At 65.7% G+C, this 14,416-nt stretch carries 11 protein-coding genes; 7 read left to right on the forward strand and 4 right to left on the reverse strand.

Annotated elements, in window-relative coordinates; all coding sequences use genetic code 11:
• The first annotated feature begins 60 nt into the window (after nt 1–60).
• From Q322_RS0106750 to Q322_RS0106760, 3 genes are all read left to right on the forward strand, one after another.
• The gene (locus Q322_RS0106750) at nt 61–1,554 is read left to right on the forward strand and encodes an ABC transporter substrate-binding protein (RefSeq protein WP_029477054.1); all 1,494 of its coding nucleotides are present in this window, start codon (nt 61–63) and stop codon (nt 1,552–1,554) included.
• A gap of 70 nt (nt 1,555–1,624) precedes the next feature.
• Complete coding sequence (locus Q322_RS0106755) at nt 1,625–2,569, forward strand: ABC transporter permease (RefSeq protein ID WP_029477056.1); 945 nt, start codon at nt 1,625–1,627, stop codon at nt 2,567–2,569.
• A 27-nt stretch (nt 2,570–2,596) separates the two neighbouring features.
• Nucleotides 2,597–3,475 (forward strand): ABC transporter permease, encoded by an 879-nt coding sequence (locus Q322_RS0106760; protein WP_029477058.1) that lies wholly within the window; start codon nt 2,597–2,599, stop codon nt 3,473–3,475.
• A gap of 398 nt (nt 3,476–3,873) precedes the next feature.
• On the opposite strand, the gene Q322_RS24475 is transcribed toward Q322_RS0106760, so the two are convergent.
• The 4 genes from Q322_RS24475 to Q322_RS21650 form a co-directional block, all read right to left on the reverse strand.
• Complete coding sequence (locus Q322_RS24475; protein WP_245593171.1) at nt 3,874–5,196, reverse strand: sugar transferase; 1,323 nt, start codon at nt 5,194–5,196, stop codon at nt 3,874–3,876.
• 190 nt (nt 5,197–5,386) lie between these two features.
• Nucleotides 5,387–6,445: a UDP-glucose 4-epimerase GalE gene (gene galE, locus Q322_RS0106770; RefSeq protein ID WP_029477061.1), complete on the reverse strand. Its 1,059-nt coding sequence runs from the start codon at nt 6,443–6,445 to the stop codon at nt 5,387–5,389.
• Between the two features lie 226 nt (nt 6,446–6,671).
• Nucleotides 6,672–7,907 (reverse strand): hypothetical protein, encoded by a 1,236-nt coding sequence (locus tag Q322_RS0106775; protein WP_029477062.1) that lies wholly within the window; start codon nt 7,905–7,907, stop codon nt 6,672–6,674.
• Between the two features lie 48 nt (nt 7,908–7,955).
• The gene (locus Q322_RS21650; RefSeq protein WP_245593172.1) at nt 7,956–9,164 is read right to left on the reverse strand and encodes an LCP family protein; all 1,209 of its coding nucleotides are present in this window, start codon (nt 9,162–9,164) and stop codon (nt 7,956–7,958) included.
• A 237-nt stretch (nt 9,165–9,401) separates the two neighbouring features.
• On the opposite strand from Q322_RS21650, the gene Q322_RS0106785 reads away from it, so the two are divergent.
• The 4 genes from Q322_RS0106785 to Q322_RS0106800 are packed head-to-tail and all read left to right on the forward strand — an operon-like array spanning nt 9,402 to nt 14,402.
• Complete coding sequence (locus Q322_RS0106785; RefSeq protein WP_156952924.1) at nt 9,402–10,691, forward strand: lipopolysaccharide biosynthesis protein; 1,290 nt, start codon at nt 9,402–9,404, stop codon at nt 10,689–10,691.
• Nucleotides 10,688–11,860 (forward strand): glycosyltransferase, encoded by a 1,173-nt coding sequence (locus tag Q322_RS0106790; protein ID WP_084147847.1) that lies wholly within the window; start codon nt 10,688–10,690, stop codon nt 11,858–11,860. The genes Q322_RS0106785 and Q322_RS0106790 overlap by 4 nt, the downstream gene beginning before the upstream one ends.
• The gene (locus Q322_RS0106795; RefSeq protein WP_029477067.1) at nt 11,857–13,221 is read left to right on the forward strand and encodes an O-antigen ligase family protein; all 1,365 of its coding nucleotides are present in this window, start codon (nt 11,857–11,859) and stop codon (nt 13,219–13,221) included. The genes Q322_RS0106790 and Q322_RS0106795 overlap by 4 nt, the downstream gene beginning before the upstream one ends.
• Nucleotides 13,218–14,402: a glycosyltransferase gene (locus Q322_RS0106800; RefSeq protein WP_029477069.1), complete on the forward strand. Its 1,185-nt coding sequence runs from the start codon at nt 13,218–13,220 to the stop codon at nt 14,400–14,402. Before Q322_RS0106795 ends, Q322_RS0106800 begins: the two co-directional genes overlap by 4 nt.
• Nucleotides 14,403–14,416 lie beyond the last annotated feature (14 nt).

Genomic DNA, 14,416 nt, shown 5'->3' on the forward strand with positions numbered 1-14,416 from the left:
CCTTGTCGATTTCAAATACTACATTTCGCCCATATCCACACAACCCCTGGAGGAACACCCATGCGTAAACTGTCTCTGACCCGTTCCCTGACGCTCCTTGGCCTCTCTCTGACCTGCGCGGCCCTGACCAGTCCGGCCTCGGCGCAGACCCTGACCGTCGGCCTGGACGCTGATCCGCCTCGTCTGGACCCGGCGCTGTCCACCGCCCTGGTGGACCGGCAGGTGATGAACCAGATCTTTGACAAAATGGTCGATCTGGACGCCAATCTCAAGGTGATTCCGGCGCTGGCGACGTCGTGGAAGGTCACGAACGGCGGGCTGGTCTACACCTTCAAGCTCAAGACCGGCGTGAAGTTCAGCGACGGCACCCCGCTGGACGCTGCCGCCGTCAAGTACGGCCTGGACCGCAACCGCACGCTGGAGGGCAGCGCCCGCAAGAACGAGTTGGCGAGCGTTAAGGAGGTCAAGGTCATCGACGCACAGACGGTCCAGCTCACGCTGTCGCAGCCGTACGGACCGCTGCTGGCGGTCCTCACAGACCGCGCGGGCATGATCGTCTCACCCACGGCGGCCAAGAAGGCTGGGGCCGATTTCCAGAACAACCCGGTGGGCAGCGGCCCCTTTACCTTCGTCAGCCGGGTGCGCCAGGACAACATCACCCTGAATGCCAACAAGACGTACTGGGGCGGCGCGCCCAAGATCGACAAGCTGGTGTACCGGCCCTTCCCGGACGGCGACGTGCGGTACGCCAATCTGCTGTCGGGCGCGGTGCAGGCCATCACGCCGATTGATCCCAAGGACATCAGCAAGCTGACGGAGAACGCCAAGTTCAGCGTGCTGAATTACCCTGGCATCGGCTTTCAGGGCGTGTGGTTCAACGTGACCCGCGCGCCGTTCAACAACAAGAACCTGCGGCAGGCGGTGGCCGCCACCATCGACCGCGAGGCGATTGCCAAGAGCATCTTCTACGGCACGGTCACGCCCGCCGCTGGCCCGTTCCCACCCGGCACCCCTGCCGCGTCCTCGGCGATCACGGTCCAGAAGCCTGACATCGCCGCTGCCAAGAAGAAGCTGGGTGGCAAGCCGCTGTCCTTTACGCTGCTGACCACCCCTGGCAGCGTGACCACGCAACTGGCGCAGGTGTACCAGGCCATGTTCGCCCAGGCGGGCATCACCGCCAAGATCGAGCAGGTGGAGTTCGGCACGCTGCTGGACCGCGCCGACAAGCACGACTTCGACGCCCTGATGCTGGGCTGGAGCGGGCGGCCCGATCCCGACGGCAACATCTATGACTTCTTCGTGACTGGCGGCAGCAACAACCAGGCCGGGTACAGCAACAAGACGGTGGACAGCCTGCTGTCCAAGGCCCGCGCCCAGAACGCCATGGCAGCGCGCGTCGCCACCTACAACGTCGCGCTGGGGACCATCCTCAGCGATACGCCCTATACCTGGGTCTACTACCAGCGCAACCTGGTGGCGAGCGTCAAGGGGATGACTGGCCTCAAGCCCATTCCAGACGGGATTTTGCGCTTCAAGGACGTGGACTTGAAATAGGGAGTTGACTTCAAGAGGGCGGGCAACAAACGTTCCCGCCCTTCTCGCACTCCCAGGATAAGGAGGTCAAGTGGCTGTTTTTGCGCTCCGCCGTCTGCTGTCGGCCATTCCCACGTTGCTGATCGTCACCATTATCGTGTTTGCCATGGTCAAGCTGCTGCCCGGCGATCCGGCCCGGCTGATCCTGGGTCAGGAGGCCACGCCGCAGGCCCTGGCCGAGGTGCGCCGCTCGCTGGGCCTGGACCGCCCCTTGCCGCAGCAGTATCTGAGCTGGCTGACTGGCGCTGTGCGGCTGGACTTCGGCACCAGCCTGACCGACAACAGCAGCGTGGGCCGGTTGATCGCCCAGAAACTGCCGGTCACGCTGGAACTCGCGCTGTTCGCCATGCTCATTTCGCTGCTGATCTCACTGCCTGCTGGGATCATCAGCGCGGTGAAGCGCAACACCTGGGTAGACCGGGCGCTGACGCTGCTGGCGCTGTCGGGCATCAGCCTGCCCAATTTCTTTCTGGGCATTCTGCTGATCTACCTGTTCAGCATCCGGCTGGCCTGGATTCCGGCGAGCGGCTACACCAGCCTGCTGGAGAATCCTGGGCGCAACCTGCTGCTGCTGCTGCTGCCCGCGATCACCCTGGGCATCGGCTCGGCGGCGGTGCTGACGCGCTACCTGCGCTCCAGCCTGAGTGAAACACTCACGCAGGACTACGTGCGGACGGCCCACGCCAAGGGCCTTTCGGTGGGCCAGGTCACCGCCAAACACGCCCTCAAGAACGCGCTGATCCCCTTCCTGACCGCCTTTGGCCTGCAACTGGGCGGGCTGCTGGGCGGGGCGGTGATCACCGAGCAGATTTTCAGCATTCCCGGCTTCGGGCGGCTGCTGGTGGACGCCGTGTTTACCCGCGACCTGCCCGTGATTCAGGGCGTGGTGCTGGTCTCGGCGGTGGCGGTCTTTCTGGTCAGTTTTTTGGTGGATCTGGGCTACGCGGCAGTAGATCCGCGCATCCGGTATCACTGATGAGATGCTCCTGATGAGGGGGAGACCATGACCACAACGCTTTCCAAGACCCCACCTCCGGCCAAGCGCCGCCTGCCCGCCCCGGTTCGGCGTTTTCTGGGCAACAAACTGGCCGTGATCGGCATCGTCGTCCTGGCGATTTTTGCGGGCGCGGCGCTGCTGGCTCCGCAGGTGGCTCCCTTTGACCCGGCGCAGATCTTTTTCTCCGACTTGCGGGCCGTGCCCAGCGCCGCGCATCCCTTCGGGGCCGACGAACTGGGGCGCGACATCTTCTCACGGGTGGTCTACGGGGCGCGGGTGTCGCTGAGCGCTGGCCTGATCTCGGTGTCGCTGGCACTGGTCTTTGGCGGCGGCATCGGCCTTGTGGCTGGCTACGTCGGCGGCTGGCTGGACGACCTGCTGATGCGGGTGGTGGACGCCCTGCTGGCCTTGCCCTTTCTGGTGCTGGCGATTGCGCTGGCAGCCATCCTCGGCCCCAGTTTGCAGAACACCATGATCGCCATCGCCATCGTGACTGCGCCCGCCTTTGCCCGCATCACGCGCGGCGAGGTACTGTCGCAACGCGAGCGCGATTACGTGCAGGCCGCGCAGGCGCTGGGAGCCGGGGACGGACGCCTGATTGTCCGCCACCTGCTGCCCAACATCAGCGGGGCGTTGATCGTGCAGACCTCGCTGGCCATTGCCAACGCGATCCTGGCCGAGGCCAGCCTGTCCTTTCTGGGGCTGGGCATCCAACCGCCCGCGCCGAGCTGGGGGTCCATGCTCAACGCCGCGCGCGGCTACCTGACCGACGCGCCCTGGATGGCCCTGTTTCCCGGCCTCGCCATCTTTCTGGCGGTCCTGGCCTTTAACCTGATCGGCGACGGGCTGCGTGAGGCGCTCGATCCGCGCGGACGGGTGGGCTAGCGGCGGCGCTCGTCCGTCCCCGGCCCTGACGATGAGGGCTGGGCGGGCTTTCTCGTCCGGCAGACTGACGGCAACGTTGCTTGAAATTGCTGTGCCGGGGGTCCTGGTCCGGTAATCTGAATGATCTGGTAAAGACCTGAGAGCCGGTGGGCTGGCACGCTGCGCCAGGAGAGTAGGAGTCCACCAGTTAGTTCTGCCTTCAGCAGACCTGCACCACCCGCACCCCCTTCAGCGCAAGACCTCCGCACCCTCTTACGCCCAGGAAAGATCGAGACCTTCAGGCTCAGCCACCCTGTCAACTCAACAGTTTCTAAAAACAATCGATATCTCAGGAGCGGAGAGGAACTATGTCACCTCTCCGCCGTACTCCAGGGGCGTCGTCACAGCAGGGGTTTTATTTAGCGTGCCCCGAAACCAGTCAAAATCGTCCACAACGTCTTGACCACGATGAGGAGATCGAGTGGTGTGGAGAAGTGTTTGACATAATAAAAATCATACCGGAGCTTTTCCATGGTCTGTCCCACATCCGCAGCGTAGCCCTGATTCACCTGTGCCCACCCGGTGATGCCAGGCCGAACCCAGTGGCGTGTGGCGTACAGTGGAATGCTTTCCTCAAAATCTGCGGCAAAGGCCTGCTGTTCCGGGCGGGGACCGATGATGCTCATCTGACCGATCATGACATTCCAGAATTGCGGTAACTCATCGAGGCGGAACTTGCGAAGAAGCGCGCCGACAGGCGTGACTCTCAAGTCACCATGCTGGGCAAATGCAGGACCCGAGCGCTCGGAATCACGGGTCATCGTGCGGAATTTGACGATTTTAAAGGTCTCGTTGTTCCTGCCCACCCTCTCCTGCCAGAAAAGAATGGGCGCGCCACTATTGAAAAAGACGATGAGTGCCACAACGGCCATGAGCGGCAGGAGCAGCGGAAGAGCCAGCACGGTAAAAACAACATCAAAGATCCGCTTGGCTACGGAGTAGCGCGAGTCAAAGCTGGCCTGATTCAACCAGTCCGGCTGCACCAGATTAAGAGGAACCTGACCAGACACCTCCTCCTCGAATTGTGCCCATGACCAGAGGGGCACTTTTGTCACCTGGGCGTGCTCGACAAACCGCTGCTGTTCGCTGTGCAATGTCCCGGCGGAATCGACCAGCAGTCCGTCGATCTCTGTAAAGGCCTCGCTGTACGGGAAGCCAATCGAGACGAACTCAACGGACGTCTGCAAATTGAAGCGCCGGGTCAGTTCATCTGAAGTGCCAGCAGAAGCTGCAAAAGTGCCCAGGCGAAGGGGCGGCAACAGGCGGTGGACCATCCAGGTCAACCCGATGATGCACAGCAGCCAGATAGCATGAACCACCAGCAGGACCGGCAGCCAGGTGTACAGCCCCAGGATGCCACTGACCGCAAGTGAAATCAGAAAAGCCCAGCCGGGCGTATACAGAGCAAGATTAGGACGCTGGACGATGGTGTGCCGGGCACCCAGCCGGCTCAGGAGGCTGCTCAGCACGCCGATCAGGAGCCAGACCTTGAGCACGACGGAACGCTCGTCGGCAGGCAGGGCCATCGCCAGGGTCCACCACCAGAAGCACAGCGCCACAACGATGAGGCCGCAGAGGTCCAGCAGAGCGGCCAGTGTTTTGACCTGTTCTCTGGACCAGATCGGTGGCGTGTCTCTGGTCAGGATTCTGCTGCTCACGGCCACATCGAGGGTGGCCGGCACCCCATGCAGAGATTGCGGGGGCGCGGAGCAGCCGGACCGGACGCCTGAACCGCACGCCAACCGGCAGGCCGCTCGAAGGGAGCAGACGGGAAGAGCAGTCGACCTCTTATTCGATCTCTCTGGCCAGGCACCAGTGCGGGCACTGCCGTCACGCCGCTGCCCTGCACTCTGTTATCAAACGGACCGAGGCTCACCGGGTGCGCCCGGAAGAATCGGCGTCAGACAGTTTCTGGTCCCGTACCGCTTCCCAGGCGAAGGCGGCCTCCATGGCCTGGGCCGCGCTGAGCTGGGCCGCCCACCCCAGGTAACTCTGCGCCCGCCCGGTATCAGCACAGGCCCCCGCGCTGTCGCCGGCCCGGCGTGCCCCGTCTCTGACGGTGATCGGCGTGGGTGAAACCTGCTGAAACGCAGTGACCAGTTCACGCACCGTGACGCCATTTCCGGTCCCCACGTTGATCGGCAGGAAAGAGACCTCCGGGTTCCCGTCGCTGGCTGACCGCGCAAACGCGCTGTCGAAACCTTCCAGGGCCGCGACATGGGCCAGCGCCAGGTCCCAGACATGAATGTAGTCGCGCAGACCTGTGCCGTCCCGCGTCGCGTAATCGGTGCCCGTGATCTCGAAGTGCTCTGCCCGGCCCTGGGCCACCGCCATCAGTCGGCCCAGGATGTGGGTGGGATCCGGGACATACGGGCCGCTGCGCAGGGCAGGATCGGCCCCGACCGGGTTGAAGTAACGCAGGGCAATCGCGCGCATCGGCGTCTGGGTGGCCTGTGACGCGGTGCAGAGGTCTTCGAGCATTTCCTCGGTCATGCGTTTGCTGCGGGCGTAGGGGCTGAGCGGCCTGAGCGGGCTGCGCTCGTTGACCCGGAGATCGGCGGGACTTTCATAGATGCTGGCACTGGAACTGAAAATCACCCGTCGCTGTCCCAGGGCAAGCAGGGTCTCGAACAGCGCCAGACTGCCCACCACATTCTCGCGGTAATACAGGCCAGGCCGGGCCACGGATTCGGATACCACGATCCGCGCGGCAAAATGCAGGGTGGCCTCGATGTCCGGATGCTCGTCGAAGATGCGCCGCAGCAGGGCGGCGTCGGCCATATCGCCCTGGTAAAAGATGCGCCCGCTGGTAAATGCTGCTGGACCGCTGACCAGCGAATCGAGGATCACGGGAGTGTGGCCCCCGTCTTCCAGGGCTGAGCACGTCGTGCTACCTATAAATCCCGCGCCGCCGGTGACCAGAACTTTCATCGGTTGGCAGTATATGATGAGCGTCCACCTTAACACTTTGTGGGGGGACGGGTGGGATTTTGCGCCAGGGGCACACTCCTTTTCGGTGGAATTTCAACGCGTTAGGCTGTCTTCAGACGCGAGGTTTCTCCTCAAAGTGGGTCTGAAAGCGAGGTAAACACCCTGTACACAGTTCAGCCGAGTACAGGTGGACCGGGCTGGCCCGGCCAATTGCAGATCGCCTGCATCAACTTTCCCGCTTGCAGCGAGCACCGTCTCCCATCTGACCGTCCCCCATCTGGCTGTCCCCCATCTGATAGACGGCCACTTCGAGGGGAGCCAGTTTGCCGGTGATGCGCGCGGCACTGGCCTGCAGGGCACCTGGCCGTCCACTGACGCTGTGAAACTTCGTGGGGCGCAGTGTGAGCCGGAGGTCCATGGACTGCCAGGCTGTGCGGCTGTTGTTCGCGGCCAGCAGATACCGGCCACCGCAGCCCTGGAGCTGAACCACGATGGGACGGCCAGCGCGCCCGTCGGACACCTCGCTGCGCTGACTGTTCAGCAGGGCGGGGGAGAGCAGCGCGATCTCATGGGCCAGATCCTGCGCCGCCTGCCACAGCGCCGGTTGATGGTTAAGGTCCGCCTCTTTGGAGCGGTAAGCGTAGTACACGATGCCCTTGACCCCCGCCATCAGCGCCTGGTAGGTCATGTTCCGCAGCTCGTCAGGACTGGGCGCTGGCTGGCCCTGACCCCACGAAAAAGTCTGGAGGTTGGCCAGCGGCACCGTGTTCCGGGCCAGGGCGCTGTCGACCACCGAGCGCATGACCGGGTACGTCACATTGATGTCGTCATTGCCGATGGGATAACTCTGGTTGCCAACCATATCCGAAACCCCGAAATAGGAGGTTTCTGGACGGTTGTATCCTACCGACAGGCTGATATAGGTGAGCTTGTCCGGCGTGACCCGTTTGATGGCCTGGGTCCGCTTGCTGATCTCTGCGGGACTGACACTGACATTGCTGTCATCGGCGACCTTAAAGCCCAGGACCGCCGGATAGCCTTTTGTGGCCGCCACCATTTTTGGTGAGAGGCCGTAGCTGACCACATACACGCCCTGTTGCTGCGCCTCCTTGAGAAAACGGGTGTAATTTTTGACGTCGCGGTCGTCGATGGGTTCGGTCGCCATCAGGTTAAAGCCTGCCGCGCTGAATTTTTTCAGGTCACTCAGCCGCTGGGCCGGCGTTCCACCATCGGCCCAGGACACGTGGTAAAAGCCCAGCGGGAAGAACGGCTGGCCATTGACGGTCACGGTGCCGTCCTGGCGGTGGGCGATCTGGGTGGCCTTGCTGGAGATGAGGGTCCGGTCCGGGGCGAGCGTCGCCGCTGGCACACCGCCGAAACCGCAACTGAACAGCAGGCTGGTGCAGAGCAGCGCGGAGCCGGTCAGCAGGAGTGAAAACGGGCGGCGACGGGGTGAACGCATGGCCGCACCCTAGTGGGGCGTCATGAGATCAGAGCCAGGACCGCCGCCCTACTGCAAGAGCAGATGCAGTCGCCGCCGTTCCGCGTCGGAGACCAGGTAAAACCAGATGCCATTGATCTTGCGATTGACGCCCTGGACATGTGCTGTCCGCTGCCTCTCCAGCAGGTACGCATGGACGGCGCGCAGCCGGACCACCTCGGAAGGTGAGAAATTGGTTCTCAGGTGGGCGGCGAGCTGGCTCAGGAGGGACTGGAGGTCTGCGGTGCTGCGCTGGCCCAGCGCAGCCATCAACTGCCGCACGACCTCCTGCTGGCGCGTGTTGCGGCCCAGGTCTCCCAGCGGATCGCTCTTGCGCATGCGGGCGTAGGCCAGGGCCTGCTCGCCGCCGATGTGGACTTTGCCCGGCCTGAACACCGAGCCGTCGAGTTGAAAACCGAATTTTGGATTCACGTCGACGCCGCCCACCAGGTCGATGGCCTCCCGGAAACCGCCCAGGCTGATCTCGACGTATTTGTCCATCGGAATACCCAGAAAACGTTCGACGGCCTGGGTCTGCGCTGTGGCTCCGCCCACCGCGTAGGCGGCGTTGATCTTTACCTGGCCCCTGCCCGGAAGCGTGATCCGGGTGTCGCGCGGAATGCTCAGCAGGGTCAGCAGGCGCGCCCGAGGATCGAGCGTCAGCACCAGCAGCACGTCCGCGCGCCCGCTGCCGAGGGTTTCTTGATCATTGGCGATCAGCAGCAGGTGGATCCGGGCGCTGGTCCTCAGTCGACTGGTGAAATCGGTGGGGGCCAGGGCAGGCGCAGCGGTGGGGACCGGCGCGCTTGCCGCAGGCTGTTGCGGCAGCGCGCGCGGCGACAGGCCGGGTACGGGCGGGGGAGCGGCGACGGGAGGCTGCACAGCGGCAGGGCTGAGCGCCTCCTGACTCTCCGCGCCGGAACCCTGGGACCGGGGGGCCGGGGGCGTCGGGGCAACGGGTGGCTGGGCGGTGGAGGGCGGGGCAACGGCGGGGGGGCGGTAACGGCCCAGCGAGCGCGGTCGGTCGGTTGGTACGGGCAGGTCGCTGAACACCGGATCGTCCAGGACGCCCTGCGGTACGGGCAGGCCGTCGCCTTCCAGTTCGTAATAGACCTCGACACCCAGCGCCTGGGTACTGCGGTGAACGGTATAGGCCCACAGCCCCAGACCGGCGCAGGTCACCAGGGCGGCGGCGGCCATCAGCCTGACCATTCCCGTCCACCGGCGCGCTTTCTTCATCTGCCAGTATTATTTCACCCGAATTCACCAGGGTCCACCGGGGCCACCTGATGGGGGGAGAGACCACCCCGGAGCATCAAGGAACGGCACTCTGGCTCCGCTGTATTCTGCCTTTCGGCCTGAAGGTTTGATGACTTCCTTCCCTCCCCCGCTTCCACTTCTCATCGCCCACTTCTCATCGCCTGGTCAACGCTCCTCTGGAGCGCGGCCTGCCGCATCCCGCTCTCGGAGACCTGTTTGCCTGTTCCCTCTACCCCATCTGCCGGTCCTCCGGCCTCTCCCCGCCTGGGCCTGCGCGCGGGCGTCTTGTGGACCTTTGGGGGGCAGGTGGTCTTCTCGGCGGCGCAGTTTGTCATGGTGGCCGTGCTGGCCCGTCTGGGGACCAAGGTGGACGTGGGGACCTACGGACTGGGGCTGGCGCTCACGGCCCCGGTCTTCTTGCTGCTGGGCCTGCAATTGCGGAGCGTGCAGGCCACTGACGCCCAGAATCAGACTCCATTCGGCCAGTATTTCTCGCTGCGGGTTCTCAGTATGCTTTTGGCACTGCTGGCGACCGTCCTGCTCGTCGCCCTGTATCCCCAGGCGGGCTGGGCGATCTGGTGGCTGGGGCTGGCCAAGGCTTTCGAGGGCGTCAGTGACGTGACATACGGCCTGATGCAGCGCAATGAACGGCTGGACCTGGTGTCGCGCTCGGTGCTGTGGCGCGGGTTGCTGGGGCTGGGGCTGATGGCCGGGCTGTTTGTGCTGAACCGCAGCTTGGCGTGGGCGACCTTCGGCGTGGCGCTGGCGGGTCTGTTGACCCTGCTGGCCTATGACCTGCCGCGCGCCCGGCGGCTGGCTCCCCCAGAACCCGGGGGAAACTGGTGGACACGCTTTCCTGCCGCCCTGCCCCGGTTGGCCCTGCCGCTGGGTGTGGTGGCGGGACTGGTTTCGCTGGGCAGCGCCCTGCCCCGGCTGTTTGTCGAAAAGGCGCTTGGCGCGGCCCCGCTGGGCGTGTACCTGGCACTGGCCTACGTGACGGTGGCGGGCAGCGTGCTGATCGTGGCGCTGGGAACGGCCCTGACCACCCGACTCTCGCAGGCGTTTGCCGCTGGAGACCGGGCGACGTTCCTGCGGCTGACTGGGCGGCTGACTGCCGCCGCCGCCGCCGTGGGTCTGGGACTGGTTTTGCTGGCCCTGCTGGCCGGGGAGCCGCTGCTGCGGTTGCTGTACGGCGAGGCCTACGCCGGACAGAACGCGGTATTCGTCTGGCTGAACCTGAGCGGCGCGCTGGGCTACGTGGCCTCCTGCGCCGGATTTGCCGTGACGGCGGCGCGGCGCTTCGGGCAGCAGTTGCCGCTGTTCGCCGCCGTCACGCTGGTGCTGGCGCTGGCGTGCTGGCAACTGATTCCGGCCCACGGCCTGATTGGCGCGGCGTGGGCCGCATTGATCGCCGCTGGCGTGCAACTCGCGGGAAGCTGGGGCATCGTGATTCAGGCCCTGCGTGACCTGCCCCCCGCATCCCCGTCCCTTTCAGGAGATTCATGAGCCATTCCCAAGCTTCCCCGCACGCGCGGGTGTCCGCTCCACAGCCACCACGACCCCTGCGGGTGCTCCACCTGACCGGCACCCTGGACCGCGGCGGGATCGAGACCTGGCTGATCAACCTGCTATCACGGGTGCCGCGCGGCGAGGTGGCCATGGACCTGCTGGTTGCCTCGCCCGATCCCCGCCCCGGCGATTACGCGGCGCGGGCGCGGGAACTGGGTGCCCAGGTGTTCGTTGGCCCGCCTACCAGCAACCCGCTGGCCTTTGCGCTCTTCTGGCTGCGGACGCTGCGCCGTGGCGGCCCCTACGACGTGGTCCACAGCCATATCCATCACTTTGGTGGACTGGCCCTGTGGCTGGCACGTCTGGCTGGGGTTCCGGTGCGGATCAGCACCAGTCATTCAGATACTCGTGAGGGTGACAGTCAGGCCACCAATGGCCGCTACGCCTACCTGACCCTGATGAGGATGGCCCTCTCGGCGGGCGTGACCCACCGGCTGGCGGTCAGCTCGGAGGCGGCGGCGGCCCTGTACGGCCCGGACTGGGCCAGGGCGGGCGCTCGGCTGGTCACCCTGGGCATAGATCTGGACGGCGTGCGGACACCCGTTGACGCGCAACATCTGCGCGCCAGTCTCGGGTTACAGGCGGGCGTGCCGGTGATCGGGCATGTGGGGCAGTTCCGGGCGCAAAAAAACCACCTGTTCCTGCTGGAGATCTTCGCCGCCTATCTGGAGCGGTGTGGCCCGGCCCAGTTGGTACTGGTCGGTGACGGGCCAGAGCGGCAGGCCATCGAGGCGCGCGTTCAGGCCCTGGGCCTGACAGGCAGCGTGCACCTGCTCGGCTCTCGCCCGGATGTGGTCCGGCTGTTGCAGGCGATGGACGTCTTTGTCTTCCCGTCATTGTTCGAGGGACTGAGCTTGGCGCTGGTTGAAGCCCAGGTGGCCGGCCTACCCTGTGTGGTATCTGACGCTGTTTCTGGCGAAACCCGATTGAAGGGAGCGGCCTACCTCTCGCTCCCCCTGGACGCTGCGCCCGTTCTCTGGGCAGACGCGGTGTCGCGGGCGCTGGGTCTGGGCCGTCCGGTGCCCGACGCCTCGGCGTTTGACATCTCCGAGCGGGCCGCTGAACTGATGGACGATTACCGTCAGGCTGTGGGAGGACGGCCTTGAGCCTGCACCGTTCGCCGTCCCGGCAGTACTCCTGGGCCACGCCCACAGTCACCCCCCAGACCAGCCGTGCAGCCGCGCCTCCCACCCGCACGGCCCATCTGCTTCAGGGCGCGGTGATCTGGCTGGCCGGAGCTTTCCTGCTGTTCCAGTGGTTCGGTCTGCCAGTGCTGGCGGTGGGACCATCGTGGGCGCTGTGGCAGACCGTGCCGGACCTGTTGCTGTGGGCGGCGCTGGGGGCTGCCGCGCTGTATCAGCGTCCGGTGGGCCGGGCACAGGTGGGGGTCTGGCGTGGCCTGCTCGGCCTGGGCGCGGGCTGCGTACTGGCGTTTGCCCTGCTGTTCTGGATGCGGGACGGGCATCTGGGGGTCGCCGTTCCCTTCGGGCTTTTCCAGTTGTTCAAGCTGATACAGATCCTGGGGCTGTTCTGGGTGGTCTCGCGCCTGCCGCTCAGCCGGGCGCTGCTGGCCCGCTGGCATACTGCGGTGCTGATCTCATTCGTGATCACGGTGGTCACCGTGGCCTGGACCTATTTCTCACCTGCGCTGCCCACCCTGCTGGGCCAGGTGTTGCCGCATGGCCTGGGCATCTCCGGCCCCTGGGAGTCGTACTACCTGCACAATGAGAAGGGACTGGGAGCTATTGGCTACAACCACGCCCATGTGGCGGCGATGGTGCTGTTACAGGCCGCCCTGCTGGGCATCCTGCGGCCAGGACGCAGTCAGATGTGGGTGCTGGTGGCCGCGCTGCTGGCCTGCTTCCTGTCGGGCGCGCGGGCGGGCCTGGTCGGCTGCCTGCTGTTCGTGGTGCTGGAGAGCGTGCGGATGCCGCTGCGCGCGAGCCTGAGCCTGGCCCTGCTGGTGCTGGCCGGGCTGGTTGTCCTGCCCAGCCTCCAGGGTGACCTGGGCGGCCTGATCGCGCGGCAGTCTACGCTGCTGGATGCGGGCGACGCCAGCAATCTGGCGGGCCGCGCCGATATCTGGCGGGTCTATCTGGACGCGCTGCTGGCCGATCCTGCACGGATGCTGATCGGCAGCGGCTTCGGTTCGGGTGTGGCCAACAACGGAGCCAATGCGCACACGCTGATCTTGCAGGTCGTCTATGAAACTGGTCTGGCCGGTCTGAGCGTCCTGTTGATTTTCTTCGTGGTGTTGATCATGAGGCTGCGCGCCCTGGGCACCCGGGCGGCAGGCATCGCCCTGAACCTGCTGGCCGGACTCTGGCTCACCGCCCTGACCACCGAGACCTTTTATCCGGTGCCCGCCCTGGGGTCGTTCCTGCCCTTGCTGGCGCTGGCGCTGGCGGTCGCCCTGCTGCCCCGCGAGTCATCCACTTCACTTCACACGCAGGAGGCCACGTCTTGAGGGTCAGCATTGTTTTGGAACAGCGCTTTATCCATACCCGCGACGGGGCCACCTACGACAACGGTCACGCCACGTTTGCCCACTGGCAACGCTACCTGGACACGTTCGAGGAGGTGCAGGTGGTGGGCCGCTCACAGCCGGTCGAGCAGGTGCCGTCCGGGTTCCGGCGGGTAGATGGCCCCAGAGTCCGGTTCCTTGCCGTGCCGTACTACCACGGGCCGCTGGGATTGCTGCGCCGTTTCGCGGGTGTCAGCGCCACGCTGTGGCGGGGCCTGGAAGCCGGGGAGGCCGTGATCGTGCGGCTCTCGGGGGTTCTGGGGCATCTGGCGGCGGCGCTGCGCTGGCTGCGCGCTCAGCCCTTTGCCGCCGAGGTGATCAATGATCCTTTCCTGGGGTACGGTCCGGACGGCACCCGCCACCCGCTGCGTCCGCTGTTCCGCGCGTTGCTCACCGGCCTGACCCGCCTGCATTGCCGTCAGGCCGTGGCCGTGCAGTACGTCACGCGAGAAGCGCTTCAGCGCCGCTATCCGCCGTCACCGGGGACCGCCAGCTTCGGCGTCTCCGATGCCCACCTGCCGCCGGTCGCCTTTGCCGCCGCGCCGCGCGTGTACCGGGAACTGGCGCGGCGGGCGGTGCTGGTGGGTTCGCTGGAACAGCGGCACAAGGGTGTGGACCTGGCCATCCGCGCCCTGGCCCGGTTGCGCGCGGACGGTCATGGTGTGCGGTTAACGGTGGTTGGAGACGGCCCGCTGCGCCCGGGGCTGGAAGCGCTGGCCCGGGAACTGGGCGTCTGGGATGCCTGCACGTTCGCTGGCCAGCGCAGCACTCCCGCCGAGGTTCGCCGCGATCTGGCGGAAGCGGACCTCCTGCTGATCCCATCGCGCACCGAGGGCCTGCCGCGCGCGCTGCTCGAGGCGATGGCCCAGGGCCTGCCTGCCGTGGGGTCGCGGGTCGGCGGCATCCCCGAACTGCTGCCTCCCGAAGCGCTGGCCCCGCCCGGCAACGCGGAGGCCCTGGCGCGCGTCTGGGGCGCACTGGCCACCGATCCCGCGCGGCTCACGGCCCAGAGTGAGCGCAACCTGGCGCTGGCCCGGACCTACGCCGATGCGGCGCTGGATGGACAGCGTGCTGGGTTCTTGGACAGCGTGCGTATGCGCAACCGGACGGCATCAGGCCATTGACTTTTTCACGCGCA

Origin of the sequence: Deinococcus frigens DSM 12807, from assembly GCF_000701425.1 — a bacterium.
In the GTDB taxonomy this organism is placed as follows: Bacteria; Deinococcota; Deinococci; order Deinococcales; family Deinococcaceae; genus Deinococcus; species Deinococcus frigens.